Here is a 19,024-nt window from a genome sequence, read left to right as displayed (position 1 = left end):
GACGAATGCTCATCCTTGAGGCGTCGGCGTCCGTAAAATGAGCGCGTCCCGGCGCGCATGCTGTCGGTGCATCTCTGCGCTCCGCGCAATCGCCTGGCTTCATGCCCTCCGAGAGGTCCCACCATCGTGCTCGCACGCCGTCAGCGCCCCAGCAAGCTGCGGCACGGCCTCCTCGTCGGACTCGTCGCGGTGCTGGTGGGCGTGCTCGCCGCACCGCTCGTGGCGCCGCCGACCGAGGCGGAGGCCGCCTACGCGACGGGCGGGCCCGGCCAGTACGCCGACTCCATCCTGTGGATGGACTGGGGCACGATCTCGAACACGAGCACCACGACGCGCACGACCACCGCGACGGTGCAGGGCCAGCAGCTCGCCGTCACGTGCTCGCTCTCGTCGCTCACGCGCCTGCGCGGCAACGCCGGCGGCAACTGGCTCACGCCCTACACGCCCGGCGGCTACAGCGGCGACTACCTCGACGACCTCTACGGCGGCGCAGGCGCCATCGGCCTCTACACGCAGGACGCGACGACCGTCCGATTCGACGTGTCCTGCTCCGCGACGCTCGGCGGCGCGGCCTTCCCGCTCGACGGCCTCGTCATGGCCGACGCGGAGAGCACCAACAGCAACGAGTACATCCGCGCGACCATCCCGGCGGGCGCGACGTGGCGCATCCTCGAGACCGGACGCGGCGCCGCGTGCACCGCGCAGTCGGTGCTCGCGACGCGCACGACCGGCAACCAGCTCACGCTCGCCTCGACCGGCGAGTGCGGCTCCGGCAGCAACGTCGCCGTCGCGTACATGGATGGCGCGACGAGCGCGACGGGCGTCGAGGTCTACGGCGGCGGCCGCCAGGGCATCGCGCTCGGCGTCATGGCCGGCTTCGACCACAGCGACGCACCCGCGGGCCTCGGCACGGCGGCGCACGCGCTCTCGAACACCTTCTCCGGCGGCACGATCGGCACGAGCACGACGCCGACCCGCGTCAACGACACGGGCTTCGCCGTCGCGCAGCAGACGCAGTCGACGCCGCGCCTCGGCGGGCTCGTCGACGCCGAGCTCGCCCCGCTCTCGAGCCCCACCGCGCTCGGCGACGACCAGGACGGCCTCGACGACGAGGATGCGCAGGCCTCGGGCACGCAGCTCACGCTCACGCCGCGGCAGTCGCTGCCCGGCACCTTCTCGTGCACCGCCGCCACCGCCGGCGGACTCGTCGCCGGGTGGATCGACTTCGACCGCAGCGGCACGTTCGATGCCGACGAGCGCGCGTCCGGCAGCTGCGGCACGGGCGGCACGGTCGCGCTCGCCTGGACCGTGACCGACGACGTCGCCTCCTCGACCAGCGCGACGCCCACGGTCATGCGCCTGCGCATCGGCACGACGGCCGCGATGGTCGCGAACCCCACGGGCGTCGCCCTGCGCGGCGAGGTCGAGGACCACGCGCTCGTCGTCACCGCTCCGCAGCCGGTCGCGTCGAACGACGCGCGCACGACGCCGTTCGAGACGGCCACGACCGTGCCCGTGCTCGAGAACGACACGACCGGCGGGCTGCCCTTCCGTCCCGGCAGCGTCGAGCTGCGCTCCGGATCGACGTGGGTCACGACCCTCGACACCGAGCAGGGACGCTACGTCGTGAACGCGACGACCGGCGCCGTCACCTTCACGCCCGCCGCGGGCTTCGTCGGCACGACGACCCCGGTGACCTACCGCGTCTCGGACGAGGCCGGCAGGGCCACGACGGCGACGATCGCCGTCTCGGTCACCGCGCCGCCCGCGCCCGCCGCCAACGACGACGTCACGACGGGCACGCAGGGCTCGACGCAGACGGCGGCCGTGCTCGGCAACGACGTCCGCGGCGTCGCATCCGTGCCCCTCCAGCCCTCGACGGTGCGGATCGTCGACGGCACGAGCCTCGTGACGACCCTCGTCGTCGCGGGCCAGGGCACGTACACGGTCAACGCCACCACCGGGGCGATCGCCTTCGCGCCGCTGGCCGACTTCGTGGGCCAGGCATCCGGCGTGCGCTACCAGGTCGCCGACTCGCGCGGCGTGACGGCGACCGCTCGCTACACCCCGACCGTGACGCAGGTCGCCGTCGACGACGCGAGCACGGGCGCGCAGGGCGTCGCCCAGACCATCGCCGTCCTCGCGAACGACGGCGCGCAGGGCGTGACGCTCGATGCCGCGACGCTGCGCATCGTCGACCCGACGACCGGCGCCTCGGCGACGACGTACGTCGTGCAGGGCCAGGGCACGTACGCCGTGCGGGGCTCCACCATCGTCTTCACGCCCGTCGCCGGCTTCACCGGCGCCGCGACGCAGCTCGACTACCGCGTCGCGACCACCGCCGGCGCCACGGTGCAGGCGACGATCTCCGTCGTCGTCACGCCCGTCGTCCCCGTCGCGAACGCGGATGCCACCTCGGGCCCGCAGGGCGTCGCCCAGACCGTCGACCCCTTCGCCAACGACTCCTCGGGCAACGCGGGCATCGCCCTCGACCGGGGGAGCCTCACGCTGCTGAACGCGCAGGGCCAGCCCGTCACGACCGTCGCGGTCGCCGGCGGCACCTACGCCGTGAGCGGCTCCTCGCTCGTCTTCACCCCGACGGCCGCCTTCGTGGGCACGGCGCCGAGCGCGACGTACCGCATCGCGAACGCCAACGGCACGACGGCGACCTCGACGTACGCGGCCACGACGACGCGCGTGACGCCCACGGCGGCCAACGACGTGTCGCAGGGCGCGCAGGGCGCGCTCCAGCGCATCGACCCCCTCGCGAACGACGTGGCCGGCGACGCCGCCGTGCCCCTGAGCCGTGCGACGCTGACGCTGCTCTCCGGCTCGACCGCCGTCGTGGAGCTCACGATCGCGAACCAGGGCACGTGGCGCGTCGTCGACGGCCAGCTGACCTTCCAGCCGCTCCCGGGCTTCACGGGCGTCGCGACGTCCGTGCCCTACCGCGTCGCCGACGCGAACGGCACGACGACGACCGCGACGTGGACCGCGACGGTGCAGACCGGCGTGAGCCCCGACGCATCCACGGGTCCCCAGGGACTGCCGCAGACGATCGCCGTGCTCGCGAACGACGGCGCCGACGTCGTGCCGGCGAGCCTCCGCCTCGTCGATCCCGCCACGGGCCAGCTCGTCGCGCAGCTCGTCGTCGCCGGCCAGGGCACGTACCGCGTCGACGCGGGGCGCATCCTCTTCACGCCGCTGCCCGCCTTCCGGGGCGCGGCGACGCCCGTGACCTACGACGTCGAGGACCAGCAGGGCAACCACCGCCGCACGACCCTCGCCGTCACCGTCACGGCCGTGAACCCCGCGCCGCAGCCCGACACCACCACGGGCCCGCAGGGCGTCGCGCAGTCCACGCAGCCGCTCGCGAACGACCAGCCCGGCAACCCCGGCGTGCCCCTCGTGCCGGGCACGCTGACGCTGCTCGACGGCCAGGGCGCGCCCGTGACGTCGCTCGCCGTCGCCGGTGGCACGTACGCCCTCTCGGGCACCACCATCACGTTCACGCCCGACCGTGCGTTCGTCGGCACGCCGGCGACCGCGACGTACCGCGTCGCCGACGCCAACGGCACGACCGCGACGTCGACCTACGCGCCCACCTTCGCGCGCGTCACGCCCGTCGCCGCGAACGACGCCGCGACCGGCATCCAGGGCCTCGCCGTGTCCGTCGCACCGCTCGCGAACGACGCGCCCGGCAACGCCGCCGTCCCGCTCGCACCCGGGACCCTCACGCTGCTGTCGAGCACGGGGCAGGCCACCGACCAGGTGACGATCGCGGGCCAGGGCGTCTACGCGATCGACCGCTCGACGCCGACGGCGCCGCGCGTCGTCTTCACGCCGGCCCTCACGTTCGTCGGCACGGCCACGGCCGTGCAGTACCGCGTCGCCGACGCGAACGGCACGACGACCATCGCTACGGTCACGCCCACGCTCACGGCCGTGACGCCCGTCGCGACCGCCGACGTCGGCTCCGCGCGCCAGGGTGCCGCCGTCACGATCGCGCCGCTCGCCAACGACGCCGCGGGCGACGCACGTCGCCCGCTGCAGCCCACGACCCTCGCGCTCCTGGGCGCGAACGGCAGCGCGGTCGACGAGCTCGTCGTCGCCGGGCAGGGCACGTACCGCGTCGACCGCACGACGCCGACCTCGCCGCTCGTGCGCTTCACGCCGCTGCCGACGTTCACCGGGGCCGCGAACCCGGCCACCTACCGGGTGCAGGACGCGAACGGCACCGTCGCGACCGCGACGATCACGCCGACGATCACGCCCGTCACGCCCAGGGCCGAGGACGACGTGGCATCGGCCCGCCAGGGTGCGCCCGCCTCGGTCGCCGTGCTCGGCAACGACGCGCCCGGCGACGCCGGCGTCCCGCTCGACCCCGCCTCGCTGCGCCTCCTCGACGCCGCCGGGCAGCCGACGACGAGCGTCACGGTCGCAGGCCAGGGCACGTGGTCCATCGACCGCTCCGAGCCCACCCAGCCCCGCATCGTGCTCACCCCGCTGCCGACGTTCACCGGCGCGGCCACGCCCGTCGGCTACCGCATCGCCGACGCCAACGGCACGACGGACGACGCGATCGTGACCGCGACCATCGCGCCCGTCACGCCCACGGCCGCCGACGACGCAGCCGCGACGCGCCAGGGCGGCGCCGTCGCCATCCTGCCGACCGCCAACGACGCCGCCGGCGACGCCGCCGTGCCGCTCGTCGACGGCACCCTCGCGCTGCTGTCGGCGAGCGGGGCGCCCGTCGCCCAGCGCACGGTCGCGAACGAGGGCACCTACGCCGTCACGATCCGCGACGACGGCCGAGCCCTCGTCGTCTTCACGCCCGTGCCCGGCTTCGTCGGGCCCGCGACGGCCGTGCCGTATCGCGTCTCGGACGCGAACGGCACGACCGCGACCGCGCGCATCCTCGTGACGGTCGCCGCCGTGACCCCCGTCGCGCAGCCCGACGTCGCGACCGCGCGCCAGGGTGCGTCGGTGCGCGTCGACGTCGTCGCCAACGACGTCGCGGGCGACGTCGCCGTGCCCCTCGCGCGCCCGACGCTCGCCCTCGTCGACGCCGGCGGCGCGGCCGTCGACCTGCTCGTCGTGCCCGGCCAGGGCGTCTACCGCGTCGATCGCTCGACGCCGGCCTCGCCCGTGCTCGTCTTCACGCCCGTGCTCACGTTCTCGGGCACCGCGACGCCCGCGACGTACCGCGTCGCCGACGCCAACGGCACCGTGACGACCTCGACCCTCACGCCCACGCTCACGCCCGTCGTGCCCACGGCGGCCGCCGACGAGGGCTCGGCCCGACAGGGTGCGCCCGTCTCGGTCGACGTGCTCGCGAACGACGCCGCCGGCGACGCGGCCGTGCCGCTCGTGCCCGGATCGGTCACGCTGCTCGACGCCGAGGGCGCGACCGTGGACGAGCTGGTCATCGCCGGCCAGGGCACCTACGCGGTCGACCGCGGGGACGCGGATGCGCCACGCATCGTGTTCACGCCGGTGCCGACGTTCGTCGGCGTCGCGACGCCCGCGACCTACCGCGTCGCCGACGCGAACGGCACGCGAGCGACCGCGACCGTGACGCCGACGATCGGCGGCGTCACCCCGACGGCGGCCGACGACGTCGCGAGCGCACGTCAGGGCGCCCCCGCATCCGTCGCCGTCCTCGCCAACGACGCGGCGGGCGACGCCGACGTGCCGCTCGACCCGGCGTCCGTCACCCTGCTCGACGCCGCCGGCCAGCCGGCCGCGTCGGTCGCCGTCGACGGCGGCACCTACACGCTCGACACGAGCGTCGCCGCCGCGCCGCGCGTCGTGTTCACGCCCGACGCGACGTTCGTCGGCACGCCCGACGCCGTGCGGTACCGCGTGGCCGACGCCAACGGCACGACCGCGACCGCGACCGTCACGCCGACGATCGTCGGCGTCACGCCCGTCGCCGTCGACGACGTCGCCAGCGCCCGCCAGGGTGCCCGCGCCTCCGTCGACCCGCTCGCCAACGACCTCGTCGGCGACGCCGACGTGCCGCTCGACCCGACGTCGCTGACGCTGCTCGACGCTGACGGCGCCCCGGTCGCCGCCGTCGAGGTCGAGGGCGGCACGTACGCCGTCGACGCCTCCGGCGCGACGCCGCGCATCGTCTTCACGCCGCAGCCGAGCTTCTCGGGCGAGGCCCCGGCCGCGCGCTACCGCGTCGCCGACGAGAACGGCACGACGACGACCGCCCTCGTCGTCGCGACCATCGGCGCCGTGACGCCCATCGCGCGTCCCGACGCCGGCTCGGCCCGCCAGGGCGCGGCCGCGACGATCGACGCGCTCGCCAACGACGCCCCCGGCGACGCGGACGTGCCGCTCGACGGGACGAGCCTCGCGCTCGTCGGCGCCGACGGCCAGCCGACCGACAGCGTCGTCGTCGCCGGCCAGGGCACGTGGACCGTGGACCGCGCCGACGAGGACGCCCCCGTGCTCGTCTTCACGCCCGCGCCCGCCTTCGCCGGCATCGCGACGGCCGTGCCGTACCGCGTGCTCGACGCCAACGGCACGCAGGCCACCTCCACCGCGACCGCGACGATCGGCGCCGTGCTGCCCCTCGCCACCGACGACGCGGGCACCGCGCGCCAGGGCGCGACCGTCACGATCGACGCGCTCGCGAACGACGCGCCGGGCGACGCCGAGGTGCCGCTCGACCCCGCGACCCTCGTCCTCCTCGACGGCGACGCCGAGGTCCTGACCCTCGAGGTCGCCGGTCAGGGCACCTGGACCGTGGAGGACGGCGAGGACGGACCCCGCCTCGTCTTCGCGTCGCTGCCGGCCTTCGTCGGCACGGCCGCCGTCGACTACCGCGTGCGCGACGCCAACGGCACCCCGGCCGACGCCACCGCCCGCGCGACCCTCGAGGCCGTGACGCCGATCGCCGCGCCCGACGCCGGCGACGGACGCCAGGGCGCGCCCGTCACGATCGACGCGCTCGCGAACGACGAGCCCGGCGACGCCGACGTGCCGCTCGCGCTCGACACCCTCGCGCTCGTCGACGCGGACGGCGCAGCCGTCGACGCGCTGACCGTCGACGGCGAGGGCACCTGGTCGGTCGACCGCGCGGGCGAGACCCCCGTGCTCGTCTTCACGCCCATCCCGTCGTTCTCCGGCCTGACGACCGCGGTGCCCTACCGCGTGCTCGACGCCAACGGCACGGCCGCGACGTCGACGGCCGTCGCCGCCATCGCACCCGTCACGCCGCTCGCCGCCAACGACGTCGCCTCGGGCCGCCAGGGTGCCTCGGCATCCGTCGCGGTGCTCGCCAACGATGCCCGCGGCGACGCGGCGGTCGCGCTCGACCCCGCGACCCTCACCCTGCTCGGCACCGACGGCCAGCCTGCCGCGACCGTCGTGATCGACGGCCAGGGCACGTACGCGATCGACCGCGCGACGCCGACGGCGCCGCGCGTCGTCTTCACGCCCATCCCGTCGTTCACCGGCACCGCGACCGGCGTGACCTACCGCGTCGCCGACGCCAACGGCACGACGACCACCGCGACCGTCACGCCGACGATCGACGCCGTCACCCCCACGGCGGAGGACGACACCGCGTCCGCACGCCAGGGCGCGACCGTGACGATCGACGCCCTCGCCAACGACCAGGCCGGCGACGCCGAGGTGCCGCTCGACGCATCCACGCTCGCGCTGCTCGACGGCCAGGGCGCCGCGACCGACGAGCTCGTCGTCGCGGAGGGCACCTGGCGCGTCGACCGCAGCATCGCGACCGCCCCCGTGCTCGTCCTCACGCCGCGGTCGACGTTCGTCGGCACCACCGTGCCCGTCGGCTACCGCGTCCTCGACGCCAACGGCACCCCCGCCACCGCGATCGTCACCGCCGTGCTCGGCGGCGTGACGCCGGTCGCGACGGCCGACGAGGCCTCGGCGCGCCAGGGTGCGCCCGTCTCGGTCGCGCCGCTCGCGAACGACCGCGCCGGCGACCCCGACGTGCCGCTCGTGCCCGGCACCCTCGTGCTGCTCGACGCCGCCGGCGCGCCCGCGACGCAGGTCGTCGTCGACGGCGGCCGCTACGAGATCGACGCGAGCGACGCCGCCGCGCCGCGCATCGTCTTCACGCCCGCACCGAGCCTGACCGGCCCCGCGACGCCCGTCGCCTACCGCGTCGCCGACGCCAACGGCACCGCCGTCTCGTCGACCTTCACGCCGACCCTCACCGCCGTGACGCCCGTCGCGGTGCGCGACCGCGAGTCGGAGCGCCAGGGCCTCGCCGTCGTCATCGACGCGCTCGCGAACGACCTGCCCGGCCACCCGGACGTGCCGCTCGTGCCGTCGTCGCTCACCCTGCTCGACGGCGCCGGCCAGAGCGTCGACCGGCTCGAGGTCGCCGAGCGCGGCACCTGGACGGTCGACCGCACGATCGTCGACGCGCCCGTGCTCGTCTTCACGCCGCTGCCGTCGTTCGCGGGTCGCGCCACCGGCGTCGACTACGCCGTCCTCGACGCGAACGGCACGCGCGCGACCAACCGCGCCGTCGCGATGCTGGAGGCCGTGACGCCCGTCGCGGCGCCCGACCAGGCCGCCGCGCGCCAGGGTGCCCCGGCATTCGTCGCCCCTCTCGCCAACGACGTCGCCGGCCACCCCGACGTGCCGCTCGACGCGACGACGCTCACGCTGCTCGACGCCGCGGGCGCCCCCGCCGCGACCGTCGCCGTCGCCGGCGGCTCGTACGCGCTGACGTCCGTCGCCGGCGTGCCCACGATCGTCTTCACGCCCGAGGCGACGTTCGTCGGCACGGCTGCCCCCGTGACCTATCGCGTCGCCGACGGCAACGGCACGACCACGTCGTCGACCTTCACGCCGACGATCGCCGGCGTCGAGCCGGTCGCCGCCGCCGACGGCGGCGCCGCCCGCCAGGGCGCGTCGGTGACGGTCTCGCCGCTCGCCAACGACGTCGCGGGCCTCGCCGACGTGCCGCTCGACGGCGCGACGTTCACCCTCCTCGACGCCGACGGGCAGCCCGTCGGCGACGAGCTCGCCGTCGCAGGCGTCGGCACGTGGAGCGTCGACCGCACCGACCTCGCGGCGCCGCGCGTCACCTTCGCGCCCGAGCGCACCTTCACCGGCGACGCCACCATCCGCTACGGCGTCCGCGACGGCAACGGCACGCTCGCCACCGCCACGATCACCGCGACGATCGCGCCCGTGCTGCCGGATGCCGACCCCGACTTCGCGACCGCGCGCCAGGGCGCGCCCGCCGAGGTCGCCCCGCTCGCGAACGACGACGCGGGGCACCCCGACGTGCCGCTCGACGCCGAGAGCCTCGTGCTGCTCGACGACGACGCGCCCGTCGACGAGGTCGTGGTCAGCGGTCAGGGCACGTACGCCATAGACCGCTCGCAGGCGGCCCCGCGCATCGTCTTCACCCCGCTGCCGACGTTCGTCGGCGTCGCCACGGCCGTGACCTACCGGGTCGCCGACGCCAACGGCACCGTCACGAGCGCCACCTTCACGCCCACCATCGCGGGCGTGACGCCCACCGCGCGTCCCGATGCCGGCTCCGCGCGCCAGGGCGCCGTCGTCGCGATGCCCGTGCTCGCCAACGACGCCGCCGGCGACGCCGCCGTGCCCCTCGTGCCCGGCTCGCTCGTGCTGCTCGGGGCCGACGACGCCGTGGTGGACCGGGTCGTGGTCGACGGCGGCACGTACGCGATCGACGCCTCGGGCGCGACGCCCGTCGTGACCTTCACGCCCGACGCCTCGTTCGTCGGCACCGCCGTCGCCGTGCGCTACCGCGTCGCCGACGCGAACGGCACGACGGCGACCGCGCTGGCCACGCCGACGCTCGTCGCCGTCACGCCCACGGCCGCCGCCGACGCCGCGACCGCCCGCCAGGGCGCGCGGGTGGTCGTCGAGCCGCTCGCGAACGACGCCGCAGGCGACGTCGACGTGCCCCTCGACGCCACGACGCTCACGCTGCTCGACGGCGAGCTCGCCGTCGACGCCGTGCGCATCCCCGGGCAGGGCACGTACGCCATCGAGCGCGACGGCGATGGCGCGCCGCGCATCGTCTTCACGCCCGAGCCGACGTTCGTCGGCCCCGCCGACGCCGTCCGCTACCGCGTCGCCGACGCGAACGGCACCACCGCGACGTCGACGGTCGCCGCGACGCTCACGGCCGTCACCCCGGTCGCGAACGCCGACGCCGCCTCCGGACGCCAGGGCTCGACCGTGTCGGTCGCGCCGCTCGCGAACGACGTCCAGGGCCACCCGGACGTGCCGCTCGTCCCCGCGACGCTGACGCTGGTCGACGCCGCGGGCGTCGCGGTCGACGTCCTCGTCGTCGCCGACGGCTCGTACGCCATCGATCGCACGATCGAGGACGCGCCGCGCATCGTCTTCACCCCCTCGGCGAGCCTCGTCGGGCCCGCGACGCCCGCCGGCTACCGCATCGCCGACGCCAACGGCACGGCCGCGACGTCGACGTTCACGCCGACGCTCGTGGGCGTGACGCCCGTCGCCTCGCCCGACTCGGGCAGCGCGAGGCAGGGCGCGTCCGTGTCGCTCGCGGTCCTCGCGAACGACGTCGCCGGCGACCCCGCCGTCGCCCTCGACCCCGCGACCCTCCGCCTCGTCGGAGCGGACGACGCCCTCGTCGAGGAGCTCGTCGTCGCCGAGGGCACGTGGACGATCGACCGATCGATCGCCGCGACGCCCCGCATCGTCTTCACGCCGGTGCCGACCTTCGCAGGCCCGGTGCCCGTCGTCGCGTACGACGTCGCCGACGCCAACGGCACCCGTGCCACCTCGACGGTCACCGTGACGATCGACGCCGTGACGCCCGTCGCGGTCGACGACGTCGCCTCCGCCCGCCAGGGTGCCGAGGCATCCGTGGCGGTGCTCGCCAACGACCGCGTCGGCGACCCGCAGGTGCCGCTCGCGCCCGAGACGCTGACGCTGCTGGATGCTGCAGGCGCACCCGCCGCCACCGTGACGATCCCCGGTCAGGGCACGTACCGCGTCGACGCGTCGACCCCGAGCGCGCCGCGCGTCGTCTTCGCGCCGATCGCTTCGTTCGCCGCCGAGGCCACGCCCGTGACGTACCGGGTCGCCGACGCCAACGGCACGACGACGACCGCGACCGTCACCCCGACCATCGGCGCCGTCACCCCGGTGGCGAACCCGGATGCCGCGCAGGCGCGCCAGGGCGCGACCGTCACGATCGACGCCGTCGCCGATGACCGCGCCGGCATCGTCGACGTGCCGCTCGCCCCCGAGACGCTCACGCTGCTCGACGGCGTCGTCGCCGTCGACGAGCTCGTGATCGACGGCCAGGGCACCTGGCGCGTCGACCGCCGCGTCGAGGACGCGCCCGTGCTCGTGTTCTCGCCGCTGCCGACCTTCGTCGGCGCCTCGACCGTCGCCTACCGCGTCGCCGACGCGAACGGCACGTCCGCGAGCTCGACCGCGACCGCGACGCTCGTGGCCGTGACCCCCGTCGCCGCCGACGACGTCGCCTCGGCTCGCCAGGGAGCGACCGCATCCGTCGCCGTGCTGACGAACGACGCCGCGGGCGACCCCGACGTGCCGCTCGAGCGCGACACGCTCACGCTCGTCGACGCCGCGGGCGCCCCCGTCGAGACCATCGCGGTCGAGGGCCAGGGCACGTGGTCGATCGACCGTGCGAACCTCGTCGCGCCGCGCGTGGCCTTCGCGCCCGTGCCGACGTACGTCGGCACGCCCGATGCCGTGCGCTACCAGGTCGCCGACGCCAACGGCACGCTCGCGACCGCGCTCGTCGTCGCGACGATCGCGCCCGTGACCCCGATCGCGGTCGCCGACGCCGGCGAGGCCCGTCAGGGCGCGAGCGTGACGCTCGACGTGCTCGACGACGACCGCGCCGGCGACCCGCAGGTGCCGCTGGCGCCCGACACGCTCGAGATCGTCGGCGCCGAGGACGACGAGCTCGTCGTCGCGAGCCAGGGCACCTGGAGCGTCGACCGGAGCGGCTCCGGCGCTCCCGTCCTCGTCTTCGTGCCGCTGCCGACGTTCGCAGGCACCTCCACGGTCGACTACCGCGTCGCGGATGCGAACGGCACGATCGCCACGACGACCGCGACCGCCGTCATCACGCCCGTGACGCCCGTCGCCGTCGCGGACGTCGCCCGCTCGCGCCAGGGCGCGCCGGCATCCGTCGCCCCGCTCGCGAACGACACGGCCGGCGACGCCGGCGTGCCGCTCGACCCCGCGACCCTCGAGCTGCTCGACGCCGACGGCGTGCCGCAGGCGACCCTCGCGATCGTCGGTCAGGGCACCTACGCGATCGAGCGTGCGGAGGGCGGCGACCCGGTCGTCGTCTTCACGCCGGAGCCCGCCTTCGCCGGCACCGCGGACGCCGTGCGCTACCGCGTCGCCGACGCCAACGGCACGATCGCGTCGTCGACCGTCACCGCCGTCGTCGTCGCCGTGACGCCCGTCGCCCGCGACGACGTCGCCACCGGCCGCCAGGGCGCCCGCGTCGACGTCGCACCGCTCGTCAATGATGCCGCGGGCGACGCCGACGTGCCGCTCGTGCCCAGCACGCTGCGGCTCGTCGGCGCCGCGCCCGACGGCACCGTCACGGTCGCCGCCGGCACCTACGCGATCGACGTCTCGAACGCCGACGCGCCCCGCATCGTCTTCACGCCCGCCGCCTCCTTCGTGGGCGTCGCGACCCCCGTGACGTACGGCGTGGCCGATGCGAACGGCACGATCGCGACGGCGACCTTCACGCCGACGCTCACCGCCGTGACGCCCGTCGCCGACCCCGACGCCGCCACCGGCCTCCAGGGCGGGGTCGTGCGGATCGCGGTGCTCGCGAACGACGACGCCGGCCTCGCGGAGGTGCCGCTCGACCCGTCGACCCTCACGCTGCTCGACGCGACCGGCGCGCCCGTCACCGAGCTCGAGATCGCCGGAGAGGGCACCTGGACCGTCGACCTGGACGCCGAGGGCGGACCCTTCCTCGTGCTCGCCACCGTGCCGACGTTCACGGGCGATGCGACCACCGTCGCCTACCGCGTCCGCGACGCGAACGGCACGGCGGCCACGGCCGTCGTCGACGTCACGATCGATGCCGTCACGCCCATCGCCACCGACGACGCCGGGGCCGCGCGCCAGGGTGCGCCGGTCACGATCGACGTCGTCGCCGACGACCTGCCGGGCCACCCCGACGTGCCGATCGTCGCCGCGAGCCTCACGCTGCTCGACGCCGCGGGCGTCGCGGTCGACGTGCTGCTCGTCGGCGGCCAGGGCACCTGGAGCGTCGACCGCACGGACGTGGACGCGCCCGTGCTCGTCTTCGCGCCGCTGCCGACCTTCTCGGGGCAGTCGAGCGTCGCCTACCGCATCGCCGACGCGAACGGCACGACCGACGCCGCGACCGCATCCGCGACCATCGGCGCCGTGACGCCGATCGCGCAGCCCGACGCCGGCACGGCACGCCAGGGCGCGACCGTGACGATCGACGCGACCGCGAACGACGACGCCGGCGACGCCGCGGTGCCGCTCGACCGCGACTCGCTCGTCCTGCTCGACGCCGCCGGCGCACCGACCGACGAGCTCGTCGTCGACGGCGAGGGCACCTGGACCGTCGTCCACGCCGCGGGCGTCGCGCCCGTGCTCGCCTTCGAGCCTCTGCCGTCGTTCGCCGCCCGCTCGTCCGTGACCTACCGCGTCCTCGACGCCAACGGCACGCCCGCGACCTCGACGGCCGCCGCGACGCTCGCGCCCGTCGTCCCCAACGCGATCGACGACGCCGTCGCAGCCCGCCAGGGTGCCCCGGCATCCGTCGTCCCGCTCGCGAACGACGTCGTCGGGCACCCCGACGTGCCGCTCGACGCCGCGACCCTCACCCTGCTGGATGCGGCCGGCGAGCCGACGGACCGCGTGACGATCCCCGGGCAGGGCACGTACGCGATCGACGCGACGACCGAGGGCGGCCCGCGCATCGTCTTCACGCCCGAGGCGGCCTTCGCAGGCGTCGCCGACGCCGTGACCTACCGCGTCGCCGACGCGAACGGCACGACCGACGAGGCGACCGTCACCGCGACGATCACGGGCGTCGAGCCCGTCGCCGTCGCCGATGCCGCCGCGATCCGCCAGGGTGCGACCGCCACGGTGGCGCCGCTCGGCAACGACCTCGCAGGCCTCGGCGACGTGCCGCTCGACGCCACGACCCTCGTGCTCCTCGACGGCGACGAGCCGGTGGCCGACGAGCTCGTCGTGCCCGGCGTCGGTACGTGGAGCATCGACCGGTCGACGCCGACCGCGCCGACCGTGACCTTCGCGCCCGTCGCGACCTTCACGGGCACCGCCGCCATCGGCTACGTCGTCCGCGACGCGAACGGCACCCGCGCATCCGCCACGATCGCCATCACCGTCACGCCCGTGTCGCCGGTCGCGGCCGACGACCTCGGCGGCACCGAGCAGGGCGTGCCCACGTCGATCGACGTGCTCGCGAACGACGTGCCCGGTCACCCGGACGTGCCGCTCGCCGCTGCGACGCTGACGCTGCTCGACGGCGACGAGCCGGTCGACCGCCTGTTCGTCGACGGCGAGGGCACGTGGCGCATCGACCGCACGGTCCCCGCGTCGCCGACGATCGTCCTCGAGCCGGCAGCCGGCTTCCGCGGCGAGACGACCCCCGTCGCGTACCGCGTGCTCGACGCCAACGGCACGCCCACGACGGCGCAGCTCGTCGTCGACGTCGCGCCCGTCGTGCCCGACGCGGTCGACGACGTGGCGACGGCACGCCAGGGCGCGCCGATCTCCGTCGCACCGCTCGCGAACGACGTCGCGGGCAGCGTCGCCGTGCCGCTCGTGCCCGCCACCCTCGTGCTGCTCGACGCCGCCGGCCGCGCGGTCGACGTCGTCATGGTCGCGGGGCAGGGCTCGTACGCGATCGACGCGCGCATCCCGGATGCGCCGCGCATCGTGTTCACGCCCGTCGCGGGCTTCTCGGGACCCGCCGATGGCGTCGACTATCGCGTCTCCGACGCCAACGGCACGACGGCCGAGGCGCGATTCACGCCGACCGCGACGCCCGTCGCGCCGATCGCGACCGCCGACTCGGGCTCCGCACGCCAGGGCGCGCCCGCCTCGGTCGCCGTGCTGTCGAACGACGGCGCCGGGCACCCCGACGTCCCGCTCGTGCCGTCGACGCTCACGCTCGTCGACGCCGCGGGGGCCGCGGTCGCCGAGATCGTCGTCGAGCAGGGCACGTGGTCCGTCGACCGCTCGGACGCCCTCGCGCCGCGCGTCGTCTTCACGCCCATTCCGGCCTTCGCCGGCACGCCGGACCCCGTGGCCTACCGCGTCGCCGACGCCAACGGCACGACGGTCTCGTCGACGGTGACCGTCGCCATCACGCCCGTGACGCCCATCGCACGCGACGACGAGGGCACGGCGCGCCAGGGCGCGACCGTCGCCGTCGCCCCGCTCGCGAACGACGTGCCCGGTGCCCCCGGCGTCGCGCTCGTGCCCGGCTCGCTCACCCTGCTCGACGCCGCGGGCGAGCGCGTCGAGGAGCTCGACGTCCCCGGCGTCGGTCGCTGGACGATCGATCGTGCCGGCACGACCCCGCGCATCGTCTTCGCCTCCGACCCGACGTTCGTCGGCACGGCCGTCGTCGAGTACGCCGTCGCCGACGTCAACGGCACGTGGGCGACCGCGGCGATCGTCATCGCGAACGTCACGCCCGTGACGCCCGTCGCGACCGGCGACGAGGGATCGGCGCTGCAGGGCTCGCCCGTGCGGATCGCGCCGCTCGTCAACGACGCCCCCGGGGACCCCGCCGTGCCGCTCGCGCCGGCGACGCTCGCCCTGCTCGACGCCGCAGGCGCCTCGGTCGACACGCTCGTCGTCGACCGCGAGGGCACGTGGACGATCGACCGCTCCGACCTGCGCGCGCCCGTGCTCGTCTTCACGCCGCTGCCGTCGTTCACGGGGGAGGCCACGCCCGTGACCTACGTCGTCGCCGACGCCAACGGCACCCGTGCCTCCGCGACCGTCGCGGCGACCGTCGACGCGGTGACGCCGATCGCCACCCCCGACTCGGGTGCCGCCCGCCAGGGTGCCGCCGTGCGCGTCGACGTGCTCGCGAACGACGCCGCCGGCGACCCGACGGTGCCGCTCGACGAGGCCTCGCTCACGCTGCTCGACGCCTCGGGCGCCGCGGTCGCGTCGCTCGTCGTCGACGGCGAGGGCACGTGGTCGATCGACCGCTCGGGCGAGGACGGCCCCGTCGTGGTCTTCACGCCGCTGCCCTCGTTCGACGGCGTCGCGGCGCGCGTCGACTACCGCATCGCCGACGTGAACGGCACGACGGCGACGTCGACGGTCGGCGCGACCATCGGCGCCATCGCACCGATCGCGAACGGCGACCTCGGCACGGGACGCCAGGGCGCTCCCGTGACGGTGGACGTGCTCGCGAACGACGTCGCCGGCGACCCGGACGTGCCGCTCGACGCCGCGAGCCTGCAGCTGGTCGACGGCACCGGCGCGGTCGTCGCGTCGATCGTCGTCGAGGGTGCGGGCACGTGGACGGTCGATCGCACCGACCCGGCCGCCCCCGTGCTCGTCTTCACGCCGCTCGCCGGCTACGCGAGCACGACGCCCCCCGTCGCATACGTCGTCGCCGACGCGAACGGCACCACGGCGACGAGCACGGCCCGCGCGACGCTGACCGCCGTCGTGCCGCGCGCGATCGACGACACGACGACGGGCGCCGAGCGCACGACGCAGTCGGTCGACCCGCTCGCGAACGACCTCGCCGGCGACGACGAGGTGCCGCTCGTGCCCTCGACGCTGACGCTGCTGGATGCGGCGGGCGAGCCGGCGACGATCGTGGTCGTCGGCGGCGAGGGCACGTACGCCCTCGTCGACGGCCGCATCGTCTTCACCCCCGCGGCGGGCTTCGTCGGCACCGCGGTGGGCGTCGCCTACCGCGTCGCCGACGCCAACGGCACCCTCGCCTCCGGCCGCTACGCGCCGGAGGTCACCGAGGGCGCGACGGAGATCGTCGCCGACATCGTCGTGGTCGCACCGGCCGGCACGCCCGTGACGGTCGACCCGGCCACGGTCGCCCCCGGCCTCGTGGGCGCATCCGTCCGCATCCTCGACCCGCTCGGGGCGCAGGTCACGCGCCTCGTCGTGGCGGGCGAGGGCGTCTGGACCGTCGACACGGCCACGGGACGCATCACCTTCACGCCCGAGGCGGGCTTCGTCGGCGACCCGACGCCCGTCGAGTGGACGGGCGTGGATGCCGAGGGCACGAGCGTCGCGGGCGAGATCCGCATCGCCTACGAGGCCGGCCCGGTCGACCCGAGCGTGCCGCCGGTGGACCCGAGCGTGCCGCCGGTCGACCCGAGCGTGCCGCCGGTGGATCCGAGCGTGCCGCCGACGTCGCCGAGCGCCCCGCCCGCCGTGGGTGGCGACGACGGCACGACACCGGGCGTCGACCTGCCGCGCACGGGTGCGCAGCTCGCGACGTGGCTGCTCCTCGCGGCGCTGCTCGCGATCGCGGCGGGCCTGCTCATGGGGCGTCGCCGCCGAGGCTGATCGGGCGTCGCGGACTGCACGCGAGCGCGTGCTCGAGGGTGATGCGCCCTCGAGCCCCTCGCACGTCGTCCGCGGCGCCGAGCGAGGGCGTCAGGCGAGCAGACGATCGCCGAGCGACTCGCCCTCGGCGATGCCGGGCAGGATCGCGAAGACCGCCGATCCGACATGGCGGATGTACTCGTTCAGCAGGTCGGTGCGCATCGAGCGCTGGATCGTCACGAACTGCTCCGGGTCGCGCTGGAACGACAGGAACACGAGGCCGGCATCCAGCTGCCCCACGCTCGTCACGCCGTCGACGTAGTTGAACGGTCGGCGCAGGATGCGCGTGCCCGTGACCGACGGGTGCGCCAACCGCACGTGGGCGTTGGCATCCATCGCCGGCTGCCCGGTGTCGTCGGTCGCGTCGAGGTCGACGTCGTCGCGCTCGGCACCGCCCGTCAGGGGAGCGCCCTCGAGCTTCGTGCGGCCGATGACGCGCTCCTGCTCGCGCAGCCGCGTGCGGTCCCAGGACTCCACGGTCATGCGGATGCGTCTGGCGACCAGGTAGGTGCCGCCCGCGAGCCACGCCTGGTCGTCGTCGCCGACCCACACGTGCTCGGCGAGATGCTCGGGGTCGTCGACGCGCAGGTTGGCGCTGCCGTCCTTGAAGCCGAGGAGGTTGCGGGGCGTCATCGCGCGCTCGGCGCTGCCCTCCGCATGCGTGAAGCCGGTCTGCAGCCAGCGCACCTGCGCTCGGCCGAAGGCGATGCGCATGAGGTTGCGCACGGCGTGCAGGGCCACCTGCGAGTCGGCGGCGCACGCCTGGATGCAGAGGTCGCCACCGCAGCGGGCCGCCTCGAGCAGGTCGCCGGCGAAGAGCGGCAGGTCGACGAGGGCCGTCGGCCTGCGGTCCTCGAGGCCGAACCGGTCGTCGAAGAGGCTCGGGCCGACGCCGATCGTGATCGTGAGGCCGGCGGCGTCGAGCCCCAGCGCCTCGCCGGAGTCGGGCGGCGGCGCCTCGGGACTCGTGCCGGCGGCGCCGTCCTCGGCGACCTCGAGGCCCTGCGACAGCCGTGACGCCGCGTACGTCCAGTCGGCGAGCAGCTCGCGCAGGTCGTCGACGGTCGCACCCTCGACCATGTCGAGGCTCGCCAGCACGAGCGCATCGGGGGCCGGCGTCGTCACGCCCTGCTGGTGGGCGCCGTGGAAGGGGTGCGAGCGTGCTGCGCGCTCGCCGCGCACGACGGCCGACGCCGCGGTCGCGCCTCCGATGCCGCCGAGCGCGAGGCCGGCGCCGCCGGCGCCGAGCAGCCCGAGCATGCCACGACGCGAGAGGCCGCGTGCCCCGGTCGATCGCCCGTCGTCCTCGGCGCCGGAGTGCGTGTACGTTCTCACGTGAGGTGAGCCTAGCCTTACCTGGAGGTCGTGCATCCGCTGCGACCGCATCCGTCGACCGGAG

General features: G+C 75.8%; 2 protein-coding genes. One reads left to right on the top strand and one right to left on the bottom strand.

Annotation, left to right across the window (positions count from 1 at the left end; genetic code table 11):
• Positions 1-126 precede the first annotated feature (126 nt).
• On the top strand, positions 127-17,586 hold the full coding sequence (locus ABD249_RS13030) for a CshA/CshB family fibrillar adhesin-related protein (RefSeq protein WP_344344253.1): 17,460 nt from the start codon (positions 127-129) through the stop codon (positions 17,584-17,586).
• A 90-nt stretch (positions 17,587-17,676) separates the two neighbouring features.
• Here ABD249_RS13030 and efeB read toward each other — a convergent pair whose 3' ends face one another.
• Positions 17,677-18,960 carry an iron uptake transporter deferrochelatase/peroxidase subunit gene (gene efeB, locus ABD249_RS13025; protein WP_344344251.1) on the bottom strand — a complete coding sequence of 428 codons (1,284 nt, stop codon included), beginning with the start codon at positions 18,958-18,960 and terminating at the stop codon, positions 17,677-17,679.
• Between the last annotated feature and the right edge of the window lie 64 nt (positions 18,961-19,024).

The organism is Agrococcus versicolor (assembly GCF_039531815.1).
Classification (GTDB): Bacteria; Actinomycetota; Actinomycetes; order Actinomycetales; family Microbacteriaceae; genus Agrococcus; species Agrococcus versicolor.
Note: the sequence above shows the minus strand (reverse complement) of the source record. Positions and strands in the feature narration are given on the sequence as shown.